A 25047-nucleotide genomic window follows, 5' to 3' on the forward strand; every position below is an offset into this window, starting at 1 on the left:
GTTCACCCAGGCGCGAATTGTCCACTGAGGACGCACCGGTGTGCCCGGCGGACCACGCGGTCCGCCGGGCGCACCCCGTGCTCACGGGTTCGGGACCAACGCCCACCCGGTGTAGTAGTCGGCGGCGATGGCGGTCGCACCGGACAGCCCCTGCACCGGAACCGGGACCGTCGAGTGCGTGTACGTCTGGTCGTTGGCGAGCGTTTCGAAGATGTCCTCGCCCCAGCCCGCGACGGTGCCGCCGGCACGCAGCGCGAGGGCGCCGCGGCCGAAGCTGGCGATCTGCGTCACGTCCGAGAGGTTCGACACCTGGACCGGGACCGCGGACGCGCACGCGGGCGAGAAGTCCGTGCACGCGACCCCGTTGCCGAGGACACCGCCGTAGCTCGAGCCCCAAGCCCACACGGTGCCGTCGCCGCGCAGCGCGTAACCGTTGTAGCGGCCCGCGTCGATCCCCGTCACGCCGGTCAGCCCGGAAACCCGCACCGGGACGCGGGAAGCGCAGAGCCCACCGCCGGACGGCTCGCACGGCTGACCGTTGCCGAGCTGCGCGTAGTAGTTGGAACCCCACGCCCAGACCGTGCCGTCGCCGCGCAGGGCGTAGACGCCGTCGCTGCCGCTGTCGCCCGACACCGCGGTGACCCCGGTCAGCCCGGACACCTGGACGGGCACCAACGAGTGCCCTCCGCTCGAACCGTTGCCGAGCTCGCCTTGGCTGTTGAAACCCCACGCCCAGACGGTGCCGTCGGCGCGGACCGCATAGCCGGTGCCCCAGGAGCTGCCGATGGCGACGACGTCGGTCAGACCGGGGATCGGCGCGGCCACCGAGGAGTCGTCGGTACCGCCGTTGCCGAGCTGGCCCGTGCCGTTCCAGCCCCAGGCCCACACCGTGCGGTCCTCGCGCAGCGCGTAGCCGGTGAGCTGACCGGCGGCGATGGCGGTGACGCCGGTCAGCCCGAGCACGCGAACCGGCACCGCGGACCCACCGCCGTTGCCGGCCTTCCACCCGTTGCCGAGCTGCCCCGAGTCGTTCTTCCCCCACGCCACCACCGTGCCGTCGGCGCGCAACACGTACTGGGTACCCCACATGCTGCCGGCGATCGCCCGTACCCCGGTCAGCCTCGCCCGAGTCGGCACGGACGTCCGCGCCACCGCCTCCACGGTGCCCAGCGCGCGCTCGGCGCCGTTCCTGCCCCACCCGTAAACGCAATCGGTCGTGCAGGTCGGGGCGTCGAGCACCGCGAACGCGCCGGCCAGGTCGGCGACGAGGTGAACGCTCCCGCTGTTGTTGTACAGCTGGAGGTCACGCGTCATGCCGAACCCGACCACGGCGGCGTTCGGCACGGTCTGCCCCGGGGACAGGTTGAGGTTCGAGGCGTTGGTGTACTGCCCTGCCCCGTACGCGGACACGTACGTCGCGGCCGTCGCGTCGACGCCGGTGATGTTGATCACCACGGCGGTTGCCGTGATCGGGGCCTTGGTCGTGAGACCCAGGTTGACGACCTGCCGGGCGCCGACCGCCCCGGTCGTGCCGCCGGTGCCGTCCCTGGTGTCGAGCACCCGTGCCGAGCTCAGCGGCAGGAACAGGGCGCCGTAGTCGGGGGTGTAGAAGCCGGTCAGGTCGGCGATCAGGTCGATGGTGCCCGCGTTGTTGTAGAGGTTCACCGTGCGGTTCGCGCCCACGGCGACGGTGACGAGGTTGGGGCGCGTGTCGCCGGGCGGCACGTTCAGGTTCGACGCGGTGGGCCGGGACGTTCCGGCGGGCCACGCGGTGACGAACGTGTCGGCGGTCGCGTTGGTGGCGGTCAGGTTGACCGTGACCGCCGTGGCCGACGCCGGGATCCAGGCGGACAGGTCCACCGCACGCGTGGCGCCGGGGCCCACCTGCGCGTTCTCCCGGGTGTCCAGCACGCGGTTGGCCGCCAGCGCGGTGAACTTGGCCCCGGCGCCGGTGCTGTAGTGGCCGGCGAGGTCGGCGACGAGGTGGACGTTCCCGCTGTTGTTGTAGAGGTCGACCTTCCGGTCGGCGCTGAGCGTGACGGTGACCTGGTTGGGCCGGACGTCCCCCGGCGTCAGGTTCAGGCTCGACGCGACGGGCCGCGCGCCACCGCTGGGGAACACCGTCACGAAGGTGGGTGCCGTCGGGGTCACCCCGGTGACGTTGAGGACCACGGCGGTGGTGGCGGCGGGAACCCGGGCGGAGAGGTCGACGGTGACGGTGCCACCCGCCCCGACCGGACCGCCGGTGTTCCTCGTGTCGAGCACCCGGACCGGGGACGACGAGGTGAAGGTCGAACCGGTCTCGCCGGCCTCGCCGGCCTGGACGGTCGGCGAAGGCGCCGCCGACGCCGTCCCGCCGGCGAGCAGCAGCCCACCTGTCAGCAACGCACTCAGAGCAACGGGTAGTACACGACGCACTGCGGTCCCCCTCAAATGATCACGGTCCTCCGACCCCCGTTCAGAGTATTGATCAGCCGGTCGCCCGACCAGCGCTTTCGCCCACGTGCAACTGGACCAGTCGCAGGACGCAGGCCACGGCGGGACATAGGCGAAGGACGCGGCGACCAGGTCATCGCCGTCGACGGCGGCATCTCGGACCTCACGGGCGACGAGAACCGTTCCGCGCGACGGCACCCGGCCCGGAGCACGTTCGCCGGATCGACCTGAACCGTCCGGTCTGACGAACGGCCCGGTGTCAGCGGCTTCACCGATCAGAAATGCGCCGCCCCGTCGTCAGTTCTGCCAGCCCGTCTCCCCGGTGGAAGGATTGATGACCATGGCCGACGACAGACTGCCGGGTGGCGACGAGGCCACGTTCATCGCGGCGGTCCGCTCAGACGACACGGCGCGGTTCGCGCTGCTCACAGAGCGCTACCGGCGTGAGCTGCAGGCGCACTGCTACCGGATGCTCGCGAACTACGAGGACTCCCAGGACCTCGCGCAGGAGACGTTCCTGCGGGCGTGGAGGAAGCGGGAGTCGTTCAGGGGGCACGCCGCGCTGCGGACGTGGCTGTACCGGATCGCGACGAACGCTTGCCTCGACTTCCTGGAGAAGCGCAACGACCGCACACCCGTGCCGGTCGAGCTGCCGGACTCCGGCTCCGAGCTGCCGTACCTGCAGCCGTACCCCGACCGGATGCTCCCCGAGGACCCGCAGGAATCGGTGGTGGCCCGGGAGACGATCGAGCTGGCGTTCATCGTCGCCGTCCAGCACCTGCCACCGCGACAGCGGGCGGTGTTCATCCTGCGCGACGTCCTCGGCTGGCCGGCACCGACGGCCGCCGACGCCCTCGACCTGACCGTCGCCTCGGTGACCAGCGCCTTGCAGCGGGCGCGCGTGACGATGCGGGAGCAGCTGCCCGACCGCCGCCTCGACTGGCGCAGCCCCGCCACCTACGAGCTGTCCAGCGACGAGCGCGGCGTGGTGAAGTCGTACATCGACGCCCATGAGCGCAACGACCTCGACGGGCTGATGTCGCTGCTGCGCGACGACCTGCGCTTCGCGATGCTGCCCGATCCGGGCACGGTGACCAGGACGGCCAAGGACGCGGTGGACGGCTGGGTCTCCGGTGGGCTCTTCCAGCGCGGCCACGACGACTGGCGCGGTATCACCACGACGGTCAACCGCATGCCAGCCGCCGCGCTCTACCTCCGCACCCCCGACGACCCGGAGTACCGGTTGTTCGCCATCGCGGTCCTGCGCGTCGTCGACGGGAAGATCGCCGAGCTCACCGGCTTCGACGCCGCCGACAAACCATGGCTGGACCTGCCCCCGACGCTGTGATCGCCCATGTCCCCACCGTCGACGAATCCAGCGCGCGGGCCGCCGTCGTCCTCGTCTCCGGCGAGTCGGTCAACGGCTCATTCGGAACGCAACGAAGTGGCCGGGGAAGGGTTGCCTCATCGCCTCGTCTCGTATCGGGTCAGCACCACGCCGCCGGGAAACGTCCGCGTCTCCACCAGGTTCAGGTTCACCCAACCGTCCAGCGCGGTGAAGAACGGCGTGCCGCCGCCCACCAGGACGGGGTGGGTCGCCAGCTGGTACTCGTCGATCAGCCCGGCCCTCATGGCCGCCCCGGCGAGCGTCGCGCCGCCGATGCTCATCGGACCGCCGTCCTCGGCCTTGAGCCGGGTGATCTCGCCGACCGCGTCGCCGGTCACCAGGCGGGTGTTCCAGTCGACCTCGTCGACGGTCGAGGAGAACACCACCTTCGGCGTGTCCCGCCAGTTCCGCGCGAACTCGACCTCCGCCGGGGTGGCGTCGGGCTGCTGGTCGCCCGTCGGCCAGTGGGAGCTCATCGTCTCCCACAGCTTGCGCCCGTACAGCGACAGCTCACTCTCCCGCTCCCGGTCGAGCCACCACTGGAACAGCTCGTCGCTCGGCGCGCTCCAGCCGATGTCATCGCCGGTCGCGGCGATGTAGCCGTCCAGGGTCACGTTCATGCCGAAGATCAGTTTGCGCATCGTGCCAGCCTTCCGTGAGTCGATCTCACACATACAGACGGGCGCGGCGGGGAAACTTAATCGGTGTGCGATCTGCACCCACAGACCGTCCCCGGGTGACGTCGAGTAGTTCTCGTCACCAGTGGCGTTGGGGTCCCTGGTCCAGGTGTGGAACGTCGGAGCCGCAGAGGGTGGCCTGGATAACGGTCGGTCCTGTCCCTGATTGCGTGATCAACCTTATCGTGAAGGGGTTGGGTCGCGCCGGGTTGACGCCGCAGCAATAGCTGCAACGGCTGAAACAACGGACGAAGACAAGGACACTGATCGCCCGCGGCACGATCATGACCACGACGAAGGGGTGGTGCGCTGACCGCGGGTGCGACCTTTGGTCGGACTGGTTGTCCGACACCCGTGCCGATCCGGGCATGCGACGGCGGCGTACTCGCGATCCGCCGATGCGAACTCCAGGACCACATCCTGATCGTGGCAGGAAGCCCACGCGGGGCAGATCCTCACAACCTGCGAAGAACCACTCAACCGACCTCGGCACCCACCGACTGCATCGGACCGGCATCCTCGACGGCTCCTCAACGAGTACCGAGATGCCGCTTGACCAGCAACGATGACTTTTGAGCAGGGACGCGGACCACCTCAGGCCCGCGTCCCGACCACCCGGTCAGTTCACCGTGACGTACCCAGAGTCGCAGTTGGTAGGCGTCGCGGTAGGCCCGTTGCGCCGGCACACCTCGATCTCCAGTCGGTCGCCCGGCGCGTAGCCGCCGGAGGCGTAGGCATAGCCAGGCGTGCCGTTGCTGCCGTTGGCGTCCTCACCACTCACGATGTGCAGGCCGCCCAACGAGAGGTTCCACACCGACGAGACGACGCGGCGGCTGTCACCGTAGGTGTCGTTGACCGTGAGGCGTCCCGTGCTGGTGTTGAAGGAGGCGTTGCCGTAGTAGCTCGGACTGGTGTAACCGGTGCCAGTCGCCGCCTGTGCCGTGCCCGGCAGCACCGTGAGCGAGGCGAGCACTAGAGCTGCGACCCCCGCCGCAGTGCCCATGAGTCGTCGCATGTCGTCGTTCCCCCTTTGGACGTTCTGCCGTATGCGGGGTGTCCCCGCGACAGTCACGATCCTGACCGGTCGGCCTGGAGGAAAACTTGTGCCGATCTAGGAGCCGCCTCCACAGTCGGTCCCGATTCCACTCCGCCGACCACAACGGGCCGAACAGCACCGGTGTCGGTCCCGTCCCGATGAGCTGGACGGGAACACTGCGCGTGTCGGCCGCGCTGTCCCACCTCGAACCTGCGCGCCGGCGACCCAACCTCTTCCTGCGGTCGAGGTCGAAGTCGCAGGGCAGCTCGAACGGGTGTAGGGCGCCCACGTCACGGTGTCGGCAGGCGTGATCGACACACCCGCGCTGCTGCTGCGCTCCGGTGTCGGCCCGGAGCCCCGCTTACGGTGGTCGGACGTGCCGGTAGTGCTCCCTCACCGGGGTCTCGGCCGGAAGGTGATCGAGTACCAGGAGATCGCCACAACGAGACGCGCACCGGGACTCCGACCTGGGTCATTGCCAGGTCTACGGCGAGCTCCCAGTGCTCGGCATCAGGATCGCCGGGTCCACCGCCCGGCAGATCCTCAACTGCCTCCGGAGTGCTGAGTGGTGGCTCGGCGTCGAGTGGCTGACCGGCCAGTTCTACGCACGCCAGCGGACCGGTCCGCTGGCGTGCGTTGATGAGGCGGGCCGCCGGAGGTGCATCCAGGACTGGTGGCCTCGGCACGGCCCAAGCTAAGGGCGAGAGCAGGATGAGCCTTTGTATGACGTGCACGCCGCGCGGATACCGGGGCAGCACCTCGTGCGACGACGGAACGGTCCGGGCCTCGTGTCCACGCGGCCCGCACCCGAGGCAGGCACGGCGCCACTGCTGCCAGGAGTCCGACGCCTCGTGGATGTCGCGGCTGACGGTGGTCAGACCGACGCCGAACCCTGCGGCCAAGCGGTATCGCCACAGCGGGAGTGCGCCAGCACCCAGCAGGGCTTGACATCCGGAATCCAGGCGCGGCCACCTGCTGCCGATCCGGGCACCGGTGCGCGGTCTGTTCCCTGGCCAGCAACTGAAGATGTGAACCGGACAGGTCGCTCGCGGATGGGCAGACAATCACTCGAAGGTCGCGGCGATGGCCTTGTCCGCGGTCGAGAAGCCAACTACCAGGAGCTTCGCCATGTCTGCACCACGGCCCTCAGCCCAGGCCCACCAAGTTGGGAAGGGCTCGTGGATGCGGGTTGACCAGCGATCGACCAGTTGTGGATGTCGTCTTTGTCGCCGGTTTTCCTCATTCGAAGTGGTGGATCTCCGGCAAGGTGATGGACCAGTGAGGTAGGTGGTGAGGCCTGGTCTAGAAGTTGTTGCGGTCCGGTCGAAGCGCCAGCGGTGACGGGTGACCCTGATCAGAGTGGGCTCAGCGCCAAAGTTCGAGGACTACAGCACGAAGCCTTGATCGTTCAGCCGGCGACGCGCGGTGGCCGCCCCGTGAACGGGCCGACGTCCGGCCCTCCGGAAGCCGCAGGGCCGCCCGGATCGGTTTCCCGATCAGGGCGGCCCCCGACCACCAGCGGGGATTCACGTCATGGTGAGGCGTTCTCCAGCCCGTTCCCCGAGCGACGGGATCGGCTACCACCAGGTGGCGGTGCAGCCGGATTTCGCGGTGACATTGCCCTCGCAGAGCTTGAACTCGATCGAGGTGTTGTGTTCGACGGTGATGTAGGCGGCCGACCCGCGCTGCACGCCGGCCGGGGGCACGTACCGGACACCGTTCGGGGTTCGCACCGCGAGCACGGCCGAGAAGAACGGGCTGCTCGTGTTCGTCACGATCTTCGCTTTCGCGGTCCACTCACCGGTGGGCAACTGGTACTTGGTCACGTACGCGGTCGCCCCGGCCCGTGCGGTGGTGACGGTCTTGCTGCCCGTGTAGACCGGGGCCATCGCGACGGAGGACAGGAACGGGCTCCTGGCGACGTTCGAGTTCGGGTTGTTCGCCAGCCAGGTACCGGCTGCGGGGTCGGTGTTGAAATAGTCGTCGTTGTTGCAGTCGACGAGGTCGGGCTCGCTCGATTTCGGGCACAAGTCCTGGAGCGGATACGTGCCGGGCGCGCCGTCGTCGTCATAGCACATGATGTCCGCGTCGTCCCAGCAGTGCCCGCCTGGCGTGCCGTGCGGTGCGTTCGAATTGACGGCGCCCAGCGCGTGCAGCAATTCGTGGCCAGCGGGATTCCACTCCCAGCAACCGGTGCCGACCATGGCCCACGACGGGCCGGCTGTCAGCGTGCCTCCGGACGCGAGACCGCAGAAGGCGGTCGTCTGCAAGAAGATCAGGTACTTGCGGTCGACACTGTCGTACCCGCGCGACACGAGGTCTCGTTGCACTGAGTTGTAGTCCATGATGTTCGTGCCGGACGCGAGGACTACGTTGTCGATCCTGGGTGAGCAGTCGGCGTTGCTGACGTAGCGGATTCCCCGTGAGCCGCCCGTTCGCAACGCCCCGTACTGGACAGCGAGGTTGATCTGGCTCGACATGGCCTCGATCTTGGGCGCCATCTCGGCGTAGCGATCGGCGCCGGCCGGCGAACGCACGTAGACGAGTTGAACCTGCTTCGTGCCGCCGTCACACGCGGTGATAGCCGGAACTGTCGCGCCGGGCACCCCGGTCGCGGCCTCACCCGTGTCAGCCGAGACGGGTGGACCGAAACCGGTCAAGCCGACTGCCACGGCGAACCCGACCGCCACTGTCACCGTCCTGCGGAGCAGGGCTGATTTCATCCTCGGTCCCCTTCTCGAACTCTTCGGCAACAGGCCCTTGAGCAGGCTCGCCGGACTCCGCTGCCACACCGGCCGTGATCGATTTCGACCGGAACCACTGTGACCGAACGGTCTCGGACAGATCTGGGGACGATCTGGGATTCGGCGTTCCGGACCAGCACGCGGCTCTGGACGTTCTGTCACTGGTTCAACGAGTGGTCGTCCCGATGATTGTGGCCGATGTCAGTCGCCGAGGCCCTGGATGAACGCCGTGTGGCGGGGCGTCGACGGGTCGATTGCCAGGTGCACCGTCCACGTCCGGGTGCTCTTCCCGTAACGGTCGTAGTTCGTGTCGTCTTGGATCGGCCACTGGAGTTCCGCGACCACCGGTGGGGAGAAGGGGAGGTCGCGGCCTTGCTGTGCGCGCTTCTCCGAGGCTTCGACGCCGTTGACCTCGATCACCGCGTTCAGGCAGTTGTCCGGGAAGCCGTAGGTCAGGTACAGGCCGCTGGACATCGGACCGCCGGCGTCGGCGTACCGCAGGTCCGAAACGTCGCACGACGGCAGTTCGAGCTCGAAGTGCGCCAACAACTCCTCCAGGGAGTGCCCGCCGGTCGAATAGGGGTGCTCGCGGGGATCGCCGCCACACGCCACCAGGACGACGCACGACATCACGGCGATGAGCTTCCGTCCGACCCTCCGGACGCCGGCCGAACGGAAGCTCATCGTCACCCTCTCTGCCTGAATCCTCTGCGCGACCGGACGACCGTGGTCAACGTCGGTTGGACGGTCCGGTCGAAGCCGTCGTAGGAGCACGACTCGATGATCTGCCCGCCGCCGGTGACGGTGTCCAAGCGGCCGAAGGGTCGTCGTTGTAGGCGCCGGCCGGGGCGGGACGATCCGGCCGGTGTCGCGGGCGATCAGTCCCGTGAACCCTGCCGCATCGCGTACGAGCGCAATGCACGCAGGAAGTCCACCTGCCGGAACGCGGGCCAGTAGACGTCGCAGAAGTGCAGCCGGGAACCGGCGGCCTGCCACAACAGGAATCCGGAGAGCCGGCGTTCACCGCTGGTCCGGATGACGAGGTCGGGGTCCGGCCGACCGGCGGGGTCGAGGTGCGCGGTGATGTCCTCCACGGTGAGCGTGGCGGCCAGTTCCTCTGCGGTGACCCGCCGCTCGGCGGCCTGGTCGAGCAGCGAGCGGACCGCGTCGACGATCTCCTCGCGGCCGTCGTAGCCGACCGCGACCGTCAACTCCGAGTCGGTCGCCCGCTCCAACGTCAGGTCCTGCGCCCTCTTGAGCGCGTACGCGGTCGAGTCGGGGAGGAGGTTGAGCCGCCCGGTGACGTTCAGGCGCCACCTCTCCGACCGCGCCACCACTCGGTCGACCACGACCCGTTCGACGACCTCCATCAGGAAGGCCGTCTCCTCCGAACCGCGCTTGCGCAGGTTGTCGCTCGACGCCAGGAACACGGTCACGTGCCGGATGCCGAAGTCGGCGCACCACCCCAGCACGGTCTCCAGGTGCTCACCGCCGTGCAGGTGGCCGATGCTGGGGTTCGCGTAGCCCTGCTCGCGGGCCCAGCGGCGATTCCCGTCCATGATGAGCGCGACGTGGCGGGGCAGCGGACCGCTCGCCACCTGACGGCGAAGCCGTCGTGCGTACAACGCGCGCAACGACTCGACCAGTCCCACGGAGGAAAAGGTACACCGGGTCGAACCGGCCGGGTCGCGGAACCGGCCCGTCCACACCGCGATTGTCGGTCAGATCGGTATCCTCGGCGGCCGTTCGGCGGGCTCCTGCTGCCGGCGGGCATCGTCAGCTCGACCGGCCCGCCACTGAGCAGGAGCGGGGCCGGGGCTGAGGGTCTCAGTGGATTCTGAGATCGGGTCGCTAGCTTCGACCGAAGCGCCGCCACTCCAGTTCAGGAGGGATTCGGTGAGAGTGATGTTGCGGATCGCCAGGTCGATGCTCGCCTTGGTCTCGGTGCTCCTGCTGTCCCTGCTCGGCTCGCCGGTCGTCGCGTCGGCCGCCTCGCAGGACCACACGTGGCACTTGGAGGACTTCGGCACCCCACATCGGATGTGCGTCCAGTACGGCCCCGAGGGGAGGATCCACCAGTCCTACTTCATCTTCGCGGTGACCGGGAAATGGTCCACCGACCTCGACTTCGGGATGCGCGACCTGCCTCCCGGCTGGACCGCCACGGAGAGCCACCTCCCTCCGGGGTCCAACTACCGCGACCCCTACGACGGCTCGGTCACGATCAACGGGTTCACCCTCGTCCAGGGGTCCGCCATGGTGCCGTTGGCCACGTACCACGCGCAGATATGGGTGTCGGACGGCACGGTGACCGAGACCCACGCTGCCGACATCATCGTCACCACCGCGTCCTGGGTCGACTGCATGCAGGGCCGGGGATGACTCCCCGGTGCGAACACGAGACACTGCGGCTGGTTTCCGAACTGCGGTGATCTCGCGGTGAAGCGCTCACGCCCGCCCGAACCCGGTTCGGCATCCCGACCGAATCTGTCCAGTGCGTGAGCGAGGTGGGCGTCCGACGGGGTGTATTCCGTCATCCTCGGTGACGCGGACGTGATGGCGTGAGCGGTGTCGGCTGCCGCCCACGCCATCACGCCGCCCGCCCGCAGCACACCCCGACCCGCGTGAGGGCCCATGAACAGCGACAGCGGACTGCTCGCTCCCGTCCCGGCACGCCACCTTGGCGACGCGGACGTCGACCGCCGCGCGACCTCGTGAACGCACCCGTGATCCACTCGGTCGCCGACGCCGAGCGCCTGGCAGCCGAACGGCTGGCCCCCGACGTCCGGGACTTCGTCTCCGGTGGAGCGGGCGACGAGGTCACGCTCGCCGCCAACCGCGCGGCGTTCGAACGGGTGTCCTTGGTGCCCAGGTCGCTGGTCGACGTGTCCCAGTACGACACCGGACGCGATCTGTTCGGCGCCTGGTCGTCGCTGCCGTTGGCGATCGCGCCGATGGCGTACCAGCGCCTGCTTCACCCGGACGGGGAGAGCGGGGTCGCGCGGGCGGCGGCGGAGGCAGGTGTGCCGAACGTGTTGTGCACGATCGGCGCCGAGTCGATCGAGGACGTGGCGGCGGCCGGTGGCGCGCACTGGCTCCAGTTGTACTGGCTCAGGGACCGCCAGGTCATGGCGGACCTGCTCCGGCGGGCCGAGGGTGTGGGCTGTCGCGCGGTCGTCCTCACCGTCGACGTGCCGGTGATGGGGCGACGTGTCCGGGACCTGCGCAACGGGTTCGCGCTGCCGCCCGGCGTGCGGCCGGTCAACATCGGCGGTGACGTCGGTGAACGGCGAGCCGGCGACTCGGCGGTGGCCCGGCACACCGACGCCGTCTTCGACCCCTCCCTGACGTGGCGCGACCTCGAATGGATCAGGGAGCGCACGCGATTGCCGCTGGTGCTGAAGGGAATCCTCGACCCCGAGGACGCCCAACGGGCCGTGGAGTCCGGTGTGGACGGTCTGGTGGTCTCCAACCACGGCGGGCGACAGCTCGACGGCGCAGTGCCCTCCCTCGACGCCCTGCCCGACGTGGTGGACGCCGTGCGCGGCCGGTGCCGGGTGCTGCTGGACAGCGGGGTGCGCACCGGGGTCGACGTCCTGCGGGCGCTCGCGCTGGGCGCGGACGCGGTCCTGCTCGGCCGCCCCGTGCTGTGGGGCCTCGCGGTGGCCGGGCGGCACGGCGTCACCGCGGTGCTCGACGTCATCCGGCAGGAGTTCGAGACCGCGCTGCGCCTGGCGGGCTGCCGGGACGTCGAGGACGCGCGCCGGCTGCGCACGGTCAGGGCGTGAACCGCGCCCGCAGGTAGGCGGCGACCTCGGTATGCGCCTCGCGGGCCGCGTCGAGGACGTCGGTCATCGCGAAGAACCCGTGCGCCATGCCGGGGTAGCGCGTCGAGACGACGTCCACGCCCGACGACGCCAGCCTCCGCGCGTACTCCTCCCCCTCGTCGCGCAACGGGTCGTGCTCGGCGGTCACGACCAGCGCCGGTGGCAGCCCCGACAGGTCGTCGGCGCGCAACGGCGACGCCAGCGGGTCGAGCCCGTCCGCCGGGTCGGCCAGGTAGTGCGACCAGTACCACGCCACCGAGTGCCGGTTGAACAGCGCCGGGTCGTCGCTGTCGCGCAACGAGGGCGTGTCCGCGCGGTAGTCGGTGTTGGGGTACACGAGCACCTGCGCGGCGAGCGACGGGCCGCCCCGCTCACGGGCCAGCAGCGTCACGGCCGCCGTGAGGTTGCCGCCCGCGCTGTCACCGGCCAGGGCCAACCGCCCGGCGTCGACCCCGAACTCGTCGGCGTGCTCGGCGATCCACGCCACGGCCGCGTAGCTGTCGTGCACGGCCGCCGGGAACCGGTGCTCGGGCGCGAGCCGGTAGCCCACGGTGATCACCTGGCACGGCACGGCGTTGGCCAGCGACCGGCAGATCCCGTCGGACGTCTCGACGGTGCCCAGCGCCCACCCGCCGCCGAACAGGTACACCAGCGTCGGCAGCGGACCGGTGTCGTCGGTCGGCCGGTAGACGCGCACCGGCAGGTCGCCGCCCGGTCCGGGCACGTGGCGGTCCACCACGTGCCGCACCGGCTCGGCCACGCCCGTCCGGACGGCGGCCAGGTCGGCGGCACGGGCCTGCTCGACGGTCAGCGTGTAGAGCGGCGGCACGCCGTCGGCGACGCGGCGGGCGCGCAGCTGCGCCATCTGGGGGTCGAGCGGCACGGCGGGCCTCCCACGGTCAGTCCTTGAGCACCTTGCGGATCGCGGTCGCGAGCTGGTCGCGGTCGGGCTGCACGGCCCGGTCGAGCGCGGGCGCGAACGGCACCACCGCGCCGTCCGGCCGGGTCACCCGCACGGGCGGGGCGGTCAGGTCGAACCGCTCGGCGGCGGTGGCCAGCACCTCGGCGGCGACGCCGCACATCCGGTTGGCGTCGTCCACCACGACCAGCCGCCCGGTGCGCCGCACGGAGTCGGCCAGCCCGTCCCAGTCGAACGGGTAGACGGTGCGCGGGTCGAACACCTCCACGGACGCCTCCCCCGCCAGTTCATCCGCCACGGCCAGCGCGTCGTGCACGAGGTGGCCGATGGCCACGACCGTGACGTCCAAGCCCTCTCGGTGCACGCGCCCCGCACCGAGGGGCACCGGGGCCAGCGTGGAGAAGTCGACGTCCACCCGCACGTCCAACGCCCCGGCCGGGGCGAACACCACCACCGGGTCGTCGTCGCGGATCGCGGACACCACCAGCCCGTAGGCGTCCTCGGGCGTCGCGGGCACGACGGTCTTCACGCCCGCGTGCGCGAACAGGCCGTAGGGGTGGTCGGAGTGCTGCCCGGCCCAACCGACGCGCGACCCCGAGCCTGGCACCAGGTAGGTCACCGGCACGGCGGTCTGGCCGCCGGTCATCAGCGAGAACTTGTGAGCCTGGTTGACGATCTGCTCGAACGCCAGGAACAGCAGCGCCGGGATCTGGAACTCGACGACCGGTCGCATCCCGGCCAGCGCGGCCCCGGTGGCGAACCCGGTGAACGCCTGCTCGGACAGGGGCGTGTCGACCACGCGCTCGGGCCCGAAGCGGCCGAGCAGCCCGGCGGTCACGTTGGACACCGCGACCCGGACGTCCTCGCCCAGCACGAACACCGCCGGGTCGCGGGCCAGCTCGTCGCCCAGCGCCCGGTTGAGGGCCTTGCGGTAGGACAGCCACGGCATCAGCGGCCGTCCCCCGGTCGACCGCGCAACCCGGTGGCGTACAGGTCCTCCAAGGCGCCCTCCGGGTCGGGGTGCGGGCTGCTCAACGCGAACTCCACCGCATCGTCCACAAGAGACTCGACCTCGGCGTCGACCCGTTCGCGGTCCGCATCGGACAACCGGGAACCCTGAATCTCCAACGGGTCTCGCGATCGTCCTTTGAGGATCTCGTCTTCAGAACGATACCGAACCCGCGCACGGTGTTCCCACGTGTGATGGGCGTCGAACCGGTAGGTCACGCACTCGATCAACGACGGTCCGCCGCCCGCGCGGGCGCGGTCCACGGCGGTGCGCGCGGCGTCCAGCACGGCCACGGGGTCCATGCCGTCGACGGTCTCCGACGGGATGCCGAACGCCTCGCCCCGCCCGGTGATCGTGCCCGCGACCGCGTCCGCCACCGTCAACGTCGTGGCGTAGCCGTTGTTCTCGCAGACGAACAGCACCGGCAGCCGCCACAGCGCGGCCAGGTTGAGCGACTCCAGCAGCACGCCCTGGTTGACCGCGCCGTCGCCGAGGAAGCTCACCGCGACGCGGCCGTCGCCCGCCCGCTTGGCGGCCCACGCCGCGTCCGCCGTGATCGGGGCGTTCGCGCCGAGGATGCCCAGCCGGAAGTCCGCGGCGTGCATGGACCCGCCGCGGCCGCGGTTGAGCCCCGTGGCGCGGCCCGCCAGCTCGGCCAGCAGCCGCTTCGGGTCGGCGCCCTTGGCCAGCACGTGCCCGTGCCCGCGGTGCGTGCTGGTGATCAGGTCGTCGGGCCGCAGCGCCGCGCACACCCCGGCGGCCACGGCCTCCTGCCCGGTGTAGGGGTGGATGCCGCCGACGACGTCGCCCGTTCGGACCAGCTCGACCGCCCGTTCCTCGAACCGGCGGATCAACCGGACCACGCGGTACAGGTCGGCGTGCGCCGCCGTGCTCAGGAGCGCCACAGCGGCGGGCAGAACTCCGGGTCCGCGTAGTCCGGCCTGCCGTCGGGCGTGCGGCGCACCAGCGAGTCGTGGTTGTAGAACGCCGAGGTGCCGTCGGAGAGCCGGAAGTCGCGGAAGGCGTTGTCGCCGTCCTGCAGGTGCAGCGAGATCGCCTGGCGCGGCCGGGTCGACCGGTTGGCGGCGCTGCCGTGGTAGGTGCGGCAGTGGTGGAAGCTCATGTGCCCCTTGGGGATGATCATCGGGATCTTGGACACCCGGGCGCCGTTGTGGGCGGCGTTGGCGGAGAGCAGGTCCTCCAGGTGGTCGTGGTCGCGGTCGGCGAAGTGGCGCGTGGTGCTGTCGTCGAACCCGACCTCCTCCCAGCGGTGGCTGCCGTCCACCATCGTGATGGTGCCCAGCTCCTCGTCGCAGTCGTGGAACGGGATGAACGCGGTCAGCATCCGGTCGGAGGACGACGACGACCAGTAGTGCTTGTCGAAGTGCCACGGCACGACGTTGGACGGCTCGTCGGCGATCGGCGGCTTGTAGATCAGGGTCGACTGGAACACCCGGATCTCCGACGCCTCGGCCAGCCTCGCGGCCACCGCGCCGATGATCGGCTTGAGCAGCGCCTTGGCGATGCCGTCGCTCTCGTAGTGCACGTAGTCGTTGTGCCGCTGCACGTCGCCGTGCGCGGGCTCCCAGTAGGCCAGGCGCGGCGGGCGGGTGGGCAGGTGGCGGCTGCGCTCGCCCTCGTAGTAGCGGTCCACGGCGGCGGTCAGCTCGTCCACCTCGTCGTCGGACAGCAACTTCCTGGACAGGTACCAGCCGTGCTCGGCGAAGAAGCGGACCTCGTCGCCGGTCGGGAGCAGCTCCCGTTCCCGGTCGGTCAGCGCGAACGCCTTCACCTCGGTCACTCGTCCTCCCCAGCGGTGGTGCCGGACAGTTCCCCGCGCTTGGCCTCGTACAGGGCGCGGATGTTGCCGCTGCCGAAGGTCAGCGCGCCGCGGCGTTCGATGATCTCCAGGAACAGCGTGCGCCGGACGTGCACGGACTCGGTGAAGATCTGCAGCAGCTGGCCCCAGTGGTCGCGGTCGACCAGCACGCCCAGGCGGCGCAGCTCGTCCAGCGGCGCGTCCAGGTGGCCGACGCGGTCCTCCAGCGAGTCGTAGTAGGCGCCGGCGTGCCCAGGAAGCGGACGCCGTGCTCGGACAGCGTGCCGACCGCGCGCACGATGTCGTCGGTGCTGAACGCGACGTGCTGGACGCCCGCGCCCGCGTGCCAGGTCAGGAAGTCGTCGATCTGGCCGGGGGTGCGGTCCGGGTCGGGTTCGATCAGCGTGAACGTCACCTGCCCGGACGGGCTCTGCACCACCTTGGAGTCCATGCCCTGCCCGCCGACCTCCACGTGCTCCTCGAAGATCTGCTCGAAGCCGAACACGTCGACGTAGTAGCGCGCGGTCGGGTCCAGCCGCCCGGCGGGCACGCAGATCGCGAGGTGGTCGATGGCGCGCAGCAGCTTGCTGTCGCTGTACGGGTCGGGCTCGTCGACGACCAGCGCGCCGGGCAGGAACTCGCGCCGCGCGCCGTGCCGTTCCACCAGCCGGTGCGTGACGTCGGAGAAGCCGGAGACCTCCGCGACGACGACCCGCTGCTCGCCCTCGCCGTAGGCCTTCGGCGGTGACAGGGGTTGCGCCCCGCGCTCGACCAGCAGCCGGTACGCCGCCGCCGCGTCGTCCACGCCGATGCCGACGACGGCCACCCCGTCGCCGTGGCGGCGCACGTACTCGGTGACCGGGTGCTCGGCGTCCAGCCCGGAGGTCAGCACCACCTGGATGTCGCCCTGGCGCAGCAGCAGCGAGCGCTGCCCGTCCAGGCCCGTCTCGGGCCCGCCCTGGCCGCGCACCTGGAACCCGAACGCCGTGCACAGGTAGAACGCCGACTGCTTGGCGTCGCCTACGTACAGTTCGATGTGGTCGATGCCGGAGATCCGCATCAAGACGCCCCGATCGCTTCCCGCAGCACGTCGACCGCGCCGTCGATGGTGGTCATCCGGCCGTACTGGTCCTCGTCCAGCTCCACGCGCGCCCCGTAGCGCTGCTCGACCTGGTGCAGCAGCCAGGCCAGCTCCATCGACTCGATGCCCTCGGGGACGTCCCGCACCGACCTGCCGTCGAGGCTGGCGAGCATCGCCACGACCTCGTCCCGGCCCGGCGCCGGCCCGCTCACGCGGGCTCCCCGAGCCGCGGCGGGGTGGTCTCCGTCCTCATCGGATCACCTTCCTTCTCGCGGGGCCTGGCGGAGCACCGACCGGTCGCGCACGAGCTTTCCCGTGGTGGTGCGCGGCATCGCCGTCAGCACGTGCAGCTGCCGCGGTCGCTTGTAGGCGGCCAGCCGCTCGGCGAGACCGGCGCGGACGGCGTCGACCGACGCGCCCGGCGCGAGCTGCAGGTAGCCGGTGATCACGTCGTCGTGCAGCACGACGGCGGCCTCGACGCCCGGCAGCGCGGTCAGCGCCTCCTCGACCTCCGTCAGGTCGACCTTGAGCCCGCCCACCGAGACCTGCGAGTCCAGCCGCCCCTTGATCGTGACCAGGCCGGTGCCCGGGTCGACGACGCCCGCGTCCCGGGTGTGCAGCCACCCGTCGGACCAGCGGGTCGGGTCGGACAGGCCGACGTAGGGCGATTGCGGCCTGCTCACCAGCAGTTCGCCCGCGCGCTCGACGACGGCGAGGCCGGGGGCCGGGGTCAGCGCGGGGCGGTGCGCGCCGAACAGGTCGGTGGCGATGACGCCGACCTCGGTCATGCCCCACATGTTGCCCAGCGGCACGCCGTACTTGTCCAGGAACGCGGTGGCCGTCGCGGCGGGCACGAGTTCGCCGCCGGTGGTCATCCGCTTGAGCTGGGGCAGGCGCGGCGGTTCGGCGACCGAGGCGAGCAGTCCGATGTGGAACGGGACGCCGAGCACCGTCGCCGGACTGCTCTCGGCCGCCACGGCGTCCAGGACGCTGTCCCCGGTGAGCCGTTCCGGCGGCCTGATCTGGACGCCCGCGTGCAGCCCGTAGAGCAGCGCGCCGACCAGGCCCAGCACGTGCACCACCGAGGCCAGCACGACGATCCGCTCGCCGGGCAGGGGCACACCGTCGATGCGCGTGTAGCGCTCGACCTCGGCGATCAGGTCCGCCGCCGTGCGTCCGATCACCTTGGACGGTCCGGTCGAGCCGGAGCTGAGCTGGATCACCGCGTGCGGTGTCGCGGCGGGGCGACCGGGGTGCGGGGTGACGGTCTCCTCGACGTCGGCGAAGGCGCGCAACGGCTTGCTGCGCACCGCGCCGGGCGCGACCACGACCTGCGGCGCCAGCCGTCGCAGCGCGGCGTCGACCTCGAACGGGGTGAGCCGGTGGTCCAGCAGCGCGACCTGCGCGCCGATCCGCCAGCCCGCCAACAGGTTCGCCACGTACGCCAGGGACGGCGGCAGGCGCAGCACGAGCGAACCGCCCGCGCACAGCCCCGCCGCTTCGAGCCGGGCGCGGCGCTCGGCGACCACGCGGCGCAGCGCGGCGCGGTCCACCGGGCCGTCGACCTGCAGGCACACCTGGGCGTCCGGGCCGCGCAGCAGGACCTCGTCCACCCACTCGGGGCCCACCACCGGAGCGGAACCGGCCTCCGCGAGATGACGTGTCACGAACACCCCCGCCCGATCGCGCGCCTGCGGTGAACGAATGCCGAACTGGTACGAGGCAGGGAAATGAACGTGGTGAAGCCTACGTCACCGCTCACCCGAGGCACCATCGGCCAATCGGTCGCGGCGGTCGTCGATCAATGCCGCCAGCCGGTCCAGCCCGGTGTCGATCAACCGCGCGGAAACCGCGCTGATCGAAAGCCGCAGCGCGGGTACGGGCGGTGCCCCGTCGTAGAAATGACCCATAGGCGTCCACAACACCCCGTAGTCGCGGGCGGACCGTTCCAGCAGCGCGTCGTCAACCGGAAAGGGAACGTCCACGACCACGAAGAATCCTCCCGCGGGCGCGGTCCAGGTGACGTCGCCGCCTTCGGGGAACCGCGCCGCGAGACCGTCCAGGACGCGGCGCAGGTTGCCCGCGTACCACTCGCGCTGACGGGCGGTGGCGTCGGCCAGGCTCCCGCCGTGCTCGACCAGCGCGCCCCCGATCACGGCCTGCGCGATGGGCGAGGTGTTCACCGTGACCATGCTCTTGATCTTCGACAGCTCGTCGGCGAGCAGCCCCACCCCGCCGGCCGCCGAGGCCACCCGCTGGTCGGCCACCACGTACCCGACGCGCGCCCCGGGCAGCACCGTCTTGGCGAACGACCCCAGGTAGATCACCCTGCGGTGCTCGTCCAGCGCCTTGAGCGTGGGCACCCGCGCACCGCCGTGGAACAGCCCGTACGGGTTGTCCTCGACCAGCAGGACGTCCTCCTCGCGCGCCACCTCCAGCAGCGCCCGCCGCGTCTCCAGGTCCATGCTCAGGCCGGACGGGTTGGCGAAGTCCGGCATCACGTAGCAGGCGCGCGGACGGCGTCCGGCGGCGCGTTCCCGGCGGATCACGGCCACCAGGTCGTCCAGGTCGACGCCGCGCGCCGAGGTCGCCACGGGCCGCACCGGCAGGTCGGCCAGCCGCGCCGCGCCGGTCAGCCCGACGTAGGTCGGCGACACCGCGAGCAGCACGTCCCGGGCGTCGGCGCGGAATGCGCGGGCGACGAGGAACATCGCCTCCTGGCACCCCGCCGTGACGACGACCGACTCGGGGTCGACAACGGTTCCCTCGTCACGCCGGAGGTTCTCGGCGACCAGTTCGTGGATGATCCCTTTGGTACGCCCGTACTGCAATACGGTGCGCCGCACCTGGGCCGGTGTCAGCCCCCGTTCGCGTTCCAGGTGGTCGCCGAACAATCGCAGATATCGCGGCACGTCCGCCAGGTCGAAGAACTCCTCGGTGGGCCGCCCCGCGGCCAGGGAAATGGCTTCGGGATATCGCCCGGCGATCTCGTTGAGGAAATTCATCGAGTTCGCCGCCGGGTCCTCCAGACCGCCGAACAGCGCCGCGGTGGCCAGGTCGGCGGTCTCCACGCTGCTCACGTCGCCTCCCCGCGCGCGGCGCGGCGGCGGTCGCGCGCGGCGAGCACCGACCGCAGCAGGTCGTCCAGCTCGGTGTCGGACAGCCCGGCCAGCCCGTCGTCGGGTTCGGGTTGCCGCTCCGCGGTGACGATGGCCGCGAGCGCGGCGATGGTCGGCGTGGCGAAGATCCGGTGCAACGGCAGGTTCACGCCGTAGGCCTCGGCGACCTTCGCGGCGAACCGCATGACCGTCAACGACCCCGCGCCGCGCCCGAACAGGTTGTCGTGCACGGCGATCCGGTCGGTGGTGCGCAGCAGGTCGGCCCAGATCCGCGCCATCGTCCGCTCGACGTCGTCCCGGGGCTGTCCCCAGTCGGGCTCGGGCAGGGTGTCGGACAGCTCGTCCAGCGCCACGAACAGCTCGGGGACCATCCACGCCGGCAGCGTGGCGCGCAGGTGCCGCCGCAGGGCTTCGCCGCTCTCGTCGGACACCACGTACGCGACCAACGCCGTCTCGCCGTCCTTCGGCGCACCGGTCACGACGGCGTCCCGCACGGCCGGGTGGGTTCGCAGTTCCGCGGCGACCTCACCGCGGTCCACCCACCTGCCGCGGACCTCCACCCTGTCGTCGGTGCGCCCGACGAGGTCGAGGCGCCCGTCCTCCCGCCACCGCGCCAGGTCGCCGGTCGCGTGATCGCCGACGTGCACCTCGCCGATGGCGCCGATCGGCACGGGCACGCCGCGCTCGTCCAGGATCACGGCACGGGAGCGGTTCGTCGCGGGCCAGCGCCCCGCCACCGGCCAGAGCGCCGACTCCGCGTCGCCGTGGAGGTGCCACAGCTCGGCCCCCGGAATGTCGAGCGCTTCGGCGAGATCCGGTGTGAGGCCGGTGCACAGCCGCAGTCGCACGCTCTCCGGCACGGTCGGCAGGTGCCGACAGGTGTGCGCGGACGCGTGCATGGCGGTGATCCCGTCCAGGTCCTTGCCATCGGTGACCACCACGTCCGCGCCGCACACCAGGGGCAGCAGCAGTTCCATCAGGGCGACGTCGACCGCGGTGCCGATCGCGGCGAACCGATCTCCCGCGCCCAACGGGAGATCACGGCGGAGCACCGCGAGCACGTCGGCGACCGCCCGATGCGTGACGTCACGACCATCGACGACGTAGGCGGCCGGATCCGGCGCCGCGGGGTCGATCGGTTCGCCCTCCGCCGACGTGATCACGGTCGCGCCGCCGATCGAGACGTGCTCCTCGTCGCCCACGACCAGTTCCAACCCGGCGGCCCGGACGCGCTTCTCCAGACCGGGCAACGGGAAGTCCGGATCCAGCAGCACGGCCGTCCGGCCCGCCCACCACGTGCCCAGCACGGCCACGAGCAGTCCCGCACCGCGCCGGACGCACACACCGACGCGCCGGTCCGCGCCCCGCTCGGCGATCACCCGGGCCAGGACGGCGGCGCGCCGACACAACTCGGACATGGGCACGGTGCCGGAGCTGTCGGTCACCGAGGCTTCCGACTCACGCAGGGCGCGCACCACGTCGAGGTCCGGCACCGTCGGGGCGACGGCCTCCGGTCCTGGCGGCAACGGAAGGTCCGCGACCGGCGTGCGCGGGTGCTGTTCGGCGTGTTCCAGCACCGCCACGACCGAGCGCAGGAACCGTTGGGCGAACGGCGATCCGTACACGTCCGCGCGGTAGGTCAGCCCGAGGACGCCGTCCTCCCCCGCGTTCACCTGGAGATCGGCGCACTCCTGGCCCGTGGTGGTGAAGCCGACCGCGGGACGGGCCACACCGAGTTCGGCGGCGAGCTTGTCGAACGGCAGCTCATCGTGCGAAAGCGCGACCGCGGCGGAGTCACGCACCCGCGCGCGCAGTTCGGCGAACGTGCCGGTGACGGACACGCGCAGCGGCACGATGTCGGCGAACGGCCCCACGATCGGCTCCAGCTCCGCCCGGACGCGCCCGCTGACGGGCAGGGCGATCACCAGGTCGCGCTGCCTGGCGTAGCGGGACAGCACGACCGCGTACGCGGCGAGCGCGGCGGACGGGTCGCCGGGGGCCTCGGCCGTGACTTCACCCCAGGACGGAGTGGACGGCGGATCGGCGGGCAGGGACAGACCGGCGGGTGCGTCGCGCAGCGGTTCGCGCCACGGCGCCAGTTGCCGCTCCAACTCCTCCCCCGCCAGGCGTTCGCGCTGCCACACGGCGTAGTCGCCGTAGTCCATCCAGAGTTCGGGCGGCACCCCGCCCGCGGTGGTCAACTCGTCCAGCAGGAGGTCCAGGGCCGGACCGTCGGCGACGACCCGGTGCGCGGACACGACGAGCGACGGCCGTTCCGGCGTCCCGACCAGCGCGACGCGCACCAGCGGCGGCGTGGCGAGGTCGAACGGCTCGGCCGACTCCTCGTGCGCGACGGGCAGTTCGGCGGTGTCCGCCACGACCTGCTCCGGCTCGCCGTCGACCGTGACGACCGAGGTGCGCAGCGCGGCGTGCCGGACGACCGCGCGTCCACGGCCCGGCGCAGGGCATCGGGGTCCACCGGGGCGTCGAGCCGGCAGGCGCGCCGCACCACCGCCGCGGGGCCGTCGAGCGACCGAGCACGGAGCTGCGCGAACGAGAGCGGGTACCGCAAGCGTCACCTCCCGCCGGTCGCGTCCGCCAGGAGTCGCTGCCGCATCAGGAACTTGCGCACCTTGCCGGTCGGGCCGAAGGTGACGCCGTCGTCGGGGACGGTCTCGACGCGCCGCAGCGTGCGGGCCGCCGCCTCACCCAGCGCGCCGCGCACGACGTCCTCGTGGTCGGCGTCCGGGTCGACGTCGTCGCGCAGGATCAGCAGCACGTCGGTCACCACCGTGCCGTCCGGCTGCCGGGCCGCCAGCACCGTGCAGTCGCGGACGTCGGGGCTGCGGGCCAGGATGCGCTCCTCCGTGAGGGCCGTGTAGATCCAGTTCCCGTCGCCCAGGTCGACCGCGTCGTTCACCCGGTCGACGTGGTAGTAGTAGCCGTCCTCGTCGCGGTACATGAGGTCACCGGTGAGGTAGTAACCGTTGAGGCGGGTCCGGTAGGTGGCCGCGGAGTCGTTCCAGTAGCCCAGCGCCAGGGTGGGTGACTTGAGGCCGCACTGACCGACCTGCCCGACCGGCACCTCCTCCCCCGTCGTCACGTCCAGCAGCGCCACTTCGGCGAACGGGTACGGCTTTCCCACGCAGCGGTCGTAGCGGTCGCTGCCGAGGCGGTGGGCGATGGCGAACGCGCTGTGCCCCATCTCGGTGGAGCCCAGCGTGTCGATGAACTTCGAGCCGGGCACGTCGACGACGCCCTCGCGCGTCCACGTCGGGTGGCTGCCCACCGCGACCAGCCGCCGCACGTGTGCCTCGTGCGCGCAGTCACCGGTGCTCGACCAGTTGCGCACCGAGGACAGGTCGCGGGTGGACAGGTCGAAGCGGGCCAGTTCCGACCACGTCACGGCGAAGCCGTGCACGCCTGTGGGCCTCCAGCGCTCGATGGCGTCGAGGACCACCTCGCCGCTGCGCTCCAACGGGCCGCCCTGGTTGGACAGGCACAGGATCTCGTAGCCGTTGCACAGCGCCTGGTTGAGCACGATGATCCCGGCGGCGTGGGCGGCGGGCAGCGCGGTCAGCTCGCGCACCCGCCCGTGCGGCCGGGCTTCGGTGAGCCGCACCGCGCGCACGGCGGCGAACAGGCCGTGGTGCGAGTGGACGACCACCGTGGGCATGCGGGTGGTGCCCGAGGAGTGCGTGATGGCCACCGGGTCGTCGCCATGGTGGCGGTAGTGCTCGGGCGCACGCGTCGGGTCGCCCGTGCCGATCTCCGCCGCGTCGCCGAGGATCGGCACGCCCAGGTCGTGCTCGCGCAACCGGGCGTGGTCGTCGTCCACGACGACGCCGACGCCGCGCAGCTTGCGGATGAACTCCGCCGCCACGTCGATCGGCATGTTCGGGTTCATCAGCGCCGGGATCGCGCCCAGCCGGTTGAGGGCGAAGAAGTTGAGGAACACGTCCGACGCCGCGGTGACGAACAGCGCCACCGGGTCGCGCCGCCCGATCCCCCTGCGGGCGAACCACTCGGCGCGCGCGGCGACCCGTTCGGTCAACTGGCGCAGCGACAGCGGCGTCCACGCCGGGATGCCGTCCACGTCCACGTCGAAGCTCACGCGCGGCGCGTCGAGGTCCGCGCCGTGCTCGACGAGCATCAGCGGCACGTTGCCCGCGCCCACGCGCAGGTCCCGTGCGAGAGCCGTCCGCAGCTGGGCAGTGCTCACGAGACCTCCCGGTTGAACAGGCGGATGGACCAGCCGACGGCCAGGCCGCAGGCGGCGAGCATGACGACACCGCCCTGCCAGACCGCGGGCGCGGTGAAGTGGCCGGTGAACAAGGCGCGCAGGGCGTCGGTGGCCCACGCGAACGGGTTCCACAGCGCCACGTTCTGCACCCACAGCGGCGCCAGGGTCAGCGGGATGAGCACGCCGGCGAGCAGCGACACGGGCTGGCCGACGGTGTTGATCAGCACGCCCAGGCTGTTCTCGTTGCGCACCAGCAGGGCGATGGCGTAGGAGATGGAGATGCTGAGCAGGATCACCAGCGACAGCAGGGCGTAGGACACCACGAGGTCCAGCAGGTTCACCCGCAGCCCGAACGGCAGCGCCGCGACGGTGATCACCGTCGCCTGGAACTCCAGCAGCGCCACGTGCATCAGCGCCCGGCCCAGCAGCAGGCCGGTGCGGCTGACCGGGGTGACCCGGCAGCGGTCGATGATGCCCGCGCGCAACGCGCTGAGCAGGCCGTAGCCCGCGTACAGGCCGCCGAGCAGGCCCATCGCGACGAACAGGCCGGGCACGTAGACGGCGTAGGCGTCGCCGTAGCTCTCCACGCCCCGGCCCGCCATCGCGACCTTGAGGAAGGGCGCGAACAGCACCAGGAACGTGATCGGCTGGGCCAGGGTCAGCGCGACCACGGTGGGGTTGCGCGCCATGATCCTGGTCTCGAAGGTGAAGATCAGCCAGGTGTCGCGGAGCACTTTCACGCCGGCCGCC

21 protein-coding genes are annotated in these 25047 nt (G+C 71.3%); 3 read left to right on the forward strand and 18 right to left on the reverse strand.

Features of this window, described 5'->3' with window-relative positions; genetic code table 11:
• Nucleotides 1-81: 81 nt before the first annotated feature.
• Nucleotides 82-2385 carry a hypothetical protein gene (locus ABTZ99_RS13840; RefSeq protein WP_499611341.1) on the reverse strand — a complete coding sequence of 768 codons (2304 nt, stop codon included), beginning with the start codon at nucleotides 2383-2385 and terminating at the stop codon, nucleotides 82-84.
• A 391-nt stretch (nucleotides 2386-2776) separates the two neighbouring features.
• Between ABTZ99_RS13840 and ABTZ99_RS13845 the strand changes: the two genes are divergently transcribed.
• Nucleotides 2777-3784 (forward strand): RNA polymerase subunit sigma-70, encoded by a 1008-nt coding sequence (locus ABTZ99_RS13845; RefSeq protein ID WP_499611344.1) that lies wholly within the window; start codon nucleotides 2777-2779, stop codon nucleotides 3782-3784.
• 116 nt (nucleotides 3785-3900) lie between these two features.
• Here ABTZ99_RS13845 and ABTZ99_RS13850 read toward each other — a convergent pair whose 3' ends face one another.
• The 5 genes from ABTZ99_RS13850 to uppS form a co-directional block, all read right to left on the reverse strand.
• Entirely contained in the window at nucleotides 3901-4464 is a 564-nt protein-coding gene (locus ABTZ99_RS13850) for a dihydrofolate reductase family protein (RefSeq protein ID WP_499611348.1), read from the reverse strand.
• 655 nt (nucleotides 4465-5119) lie between these two features.
• Nucleotides 5120-5515 carry a hypothetical protein gene (locus ABTZ99_RS13855; RefSeq protein ID WP_499611350.1) on the reverse strand — a complete coding sequence of 132 codons (396 nt, stop codon included), beginning with the start codon at nucleotides 5513-5515 and terminating at the stop codon, nucleotides 5120-5122.
• Nucleotides 5516-7113: 1598 nt separating this feature from the next.
• Complete coding sequence (locus ABTZ99_RS13860; RefSeq protein ID WP_499611352.1) at nucleotides 7114-8259, reverse strand: hypothetical protein; 1146 nt, start codon at nucleotides 8257-8259, stop codon at nucleotides 7114-7116.
• A gap of 222 nt (nucleotides 8260-8481) precedes the next feature.
• On the reverse strand, nucleotides 8482-8964 hold the full coding sequence (locus ABTZ99_RS13865; RefSeq protein WP_499611354.1) for a hypothetical protein: 483 nt from the start codon (nucleotides 8962-8964) through the stop codon (nucleotides 8482-8484).
• A gap of 194 nt (nucleotides 8965-9158) precedes the next feature.
• A complete protein-coding gene (gene uppS, locus ABTZ99_RS13870) occupies nucleotides 9159-9932 on the reverse strand; it encodes a polyprenyl diphosphate synthase (RefSeq protein ID WP_499611356.1) in 774 nt (257 codons plus the stop codon).
• 253 nt (nucleotides 9933-10185) lie between these two features.
• Here uppS and ABTZ99_RS13875 point away from each other — a divergent pair, with 253 nt between their 5' ends.
• Entirely contained in the window at nucleotides 10186-10662 is a 477-nt protein-coding gene (locus ABTZ99_RS13875; RefSeq protein ID WP_499611546.1) for a DUF5980 family protein, read from the forward strand.
• A gap of 344 nt (nucleotides 10663-11006) precedes the next feature.
• Nucleotides 11007-12068, forward strand: a complete 1062-nt coding sequence (locus ABTZ99_RS13880; RefSeq protein WP_499611358.1) for an alpha-hydroxy acid oxidase — start codon at nucleotides 11007-11009, stop codon at nucleotides 12066-12068.
• Here ABTZ99_RS13880 and lipP1 read toward each other — a convergent pair.
• From lipP1 to ABTZ99_RS13940, 12 genes are all read right to left on the reverse strand, one after another.
• Nucleotides 12058-12990 carry a LipP1 family hormone-sensitive lipase gene (gene lipP1 / locus ABTZ99_RS13885; protein ID WP_499611361.1) on the reverse strand — a complete coding sequence of 311 codons (933 nt, stop codon included), beginning with the start codon at nucleotides 12988-12990 and terminating at the stop codon, nucleotides 12058-12060. The two genes, ABTZ99_RS13880 and lipP1, sit on opposite strands and share 11 nt — an antisense overlap.
• Nucleotides 12991-13006: 16 nt before the next feature.
• The gene (locus tag ABTZ99_RS13890; RefSeq protein ID WP_499611364.1) at nucleotides 13007-13975 is read right to left on the reverse strand and encodes an alpha-ketoacid dehydrogenase subunit beta; all 969 of its coding nucleotides are present in this window, start codon (nucleotides 13973-13975) and stop codon (nucleotides 13007-13009) included.
• On the reverse strand, nucleotides 13975-14940 hold the full coding sequence (locus ABTZ99_RS13895) for a thiamine pyrophosphate-dependent dehydrogenase E1 component subunit alpha (RefSeq protein ID WP_499611366.1): 966 nt from the start codon (nucleotides 14938-14940) through the stop codon (nucleotides 13975-13977). The genes ABTZ99_RS13890 and ABTZ99_RS13895 overlap by 1 nt, the downstream gene beginning before the upstream one ends.
• Nucleotides 14928-15836 (reverse strand): phytanoyl-CoA dioxygenase family protein, encoded by a 909-nt coding sequence (locus ABTZ99_RS13900; RefSeq protein WP_499611369.1) that lies wholly within the window; start codon nucleotides 15834-15836, stop codon nucleotides 14928-14930. Before ABTZ99_RS13900 ends, ABTZ99_RS13895 begins: the two co-directional genes overlap by 13 nt.
• The gene (locus tag ABTZ99_RS13905; protein WP_499611371.1) at nucleotides 15833-15970 is read right to left on the reverse strand and encodes a hypothetical protein; all 138 of its coding nucleotides are present in this window, start codon (nucleotides 15968-15970) and stop codon (nucleotides 15833-15835) included. Before ABTZ99_RS13905 ends, ABTZ99_RS13900 begins: the two co-directional genes overlap by 4 nt.
• On the reverse strand, nucleotides 15916-16914 hold the full coding sequence (locus ABTZ99_RS13910; RefSeq protein ID WP_499611373.1) for a VOC family protein: 999 nt from the start codon (nucleotides 16912-16914) through the stop codon (nucleotides 15916-15918). Before ABTZ99_RS13910 ends, ABTZ99_RS13905 begins: the two co-directional genes overlap by 55 nt.
• Nucleotides 16914-17147, reverse strand: coding sequence for a hypothetical protein (locus ABTZ99_RS13915; protein ID WP_499611376.1), 234 nt, complete (start codon nucleotides 17145-17147; stop codon nucleotides 16914-16916). Before ABTZ99_RS13915 ends, ABTZ99_RS13910 begins: the two co-directional genes overlap by 1 nt.
• Before the next feature lie 45 nt (nucleotides 17148-17192).
• Nucleotides 17193-18602 carry a class I adenylate-forming enzyme family protein gene (locus ABTZ99_RS13920; RefSeq protein WP_499611378.1) on the reverse strand — a complete coding sequence of 470 codons (1410 nt, stop codon included), beginning with the start codon at nucleotides 18600-18602 and terminating at the stop codon, nucleotides 17193-17195.
• A gap of 84 nt (nucleotides 18603-18686) precedes the next feature.
• The gene (locus ABTZ99_RS13925; RefSeq protein WP_499611380.1) at nucleotides 18687-20015 is read right to left on the reverse strand and encodes an aminotransferase-like domain-containing protein; all 1329 of its coding nucleotides are present in this window, start codon (nucleotides 20013-20015) and stop codon (nucleotides 18687-18689) included.
• Nucleotides 20012-22633: a condensation domain-containing protein gene (locus tag ABTZ99_RS13930; protein ID WP_499611383.1), complete on the reverse strand. Its 2622-nt coding sequence runs from the start codon at nucleotides 22631-22633 to the stop codon at nucleotides 20012-20014. Before ABTZ99_RS13930 ends, ABTZ99_RS13925 begins: the two co-directional genes overlap by 4 nt.
• The gene (locus ABTZ99_RS13935) at nucleotides 22630-24276 is read right to left on the reverse strand and encodes a class I adenylate-forming enzyme family protein (protein ID WP_499611385.1); all 1647 of its coding nucleotides are present in this window, start codon (nucleotides 24274-24276) and stop codon (nucleotides 22630-22632) included. Before ABTZ99_RS13935 ends, ABTZ99_RS13930 begins: the two co-directional genes overlap by 4 nt.
• On the reverse strand, nucleotides 24273-25037 hold the full coding sequence (locus tag ABTZ99_RS13940) for an ABC transporter permease (protein WP_498780286.1): 765 nt from the start codon (nucleotides 25035-25037) through the stop codon (nucleotides 24273-24275). The genes ABTZ99_RS13935 and ABTZ99_RS13940 overlap by 4 nt, the downstream gene beginning before the upstream one ends.
• Nucleotides 25038-25047 lie beyond the last annotated feature (10 nt).

Origin of the sequence: Actinosynnema sp. NPDC002837, from assembly GCF_040295345.1 — a bacterium.
In the GTDB taxonomy this organism is placed as follows: Bacteria; Actinomycetota; Actinomycetes; order Mycobacteriales; family Pseudonocardiaceae; genus Actinosynnema.

What these genes read in the sequence shown, in the direction of transcription:
- ABTZ99_RS13850 (WP_499611348.1), bottom strand. Translation starts at nt 4,464, where the DNA reads ATGCGCAAACTGATCTTCGGCATGAACGTGACCCTGGACGGCTACATC.
- ABTZ99_RS13910 (WP_499611373.1), bottom strand. Translation starts at nt 16,914, where the DNA reads ATGCGGATCTCCGGCATCGACCACATCGAACTGTACGTAGGCGACGCC.
- ABTZ99_RS13845 (WP_499611344.1), top strand. Translation starts at nt 2,777, where the DNA reads ATGGCCGACGACAGACTGCCGGGTGGCGACGAGGCCACGTTCATCGCG.
- ABTZ99_RS13875 (WP_499611546.1), top strand. Translation starts at nt 10,186, where the DNA reads ATGTTGCGGATCGCCAGGTCGATGCTCGCCTTGGTCTCGGTGCTCCTG.
- ABTZ99_RS13865 (WP_499611354.1), bottom strand. Translation starts at nt 8,964, where the DNA reads ATGAGCTTCCGTTCGGCCGGCGTCCGGAGGGTCGGACGGAAGCTCATC.
- ABTZ99_RS13890 (WP_499611364.1), bottom strand. Translation starts at nt 13,975, where the DNA reads ATGCCGTGGCTGTCCTACCGCAAGGCCCTCAACCGGGCGCTGGGCGAC.
- ABTZ99_RS13860 (WP_499611352.1), bottom strand. Translation starts at nt 8,259, where the DNA reads ATGAAATCAGCCCTGCTCCGCAGGACGGTGACAGTGGCGGTCGGGTTC.
- ABTZ99_RS13855 (WP_499611350.1), bottom strand. Translation starts at nt 5,515, where the DNA reads ATGCGACGACTCATGGGCACTGCGGCGGGGGTCGCAGCTCTAGTGCTC.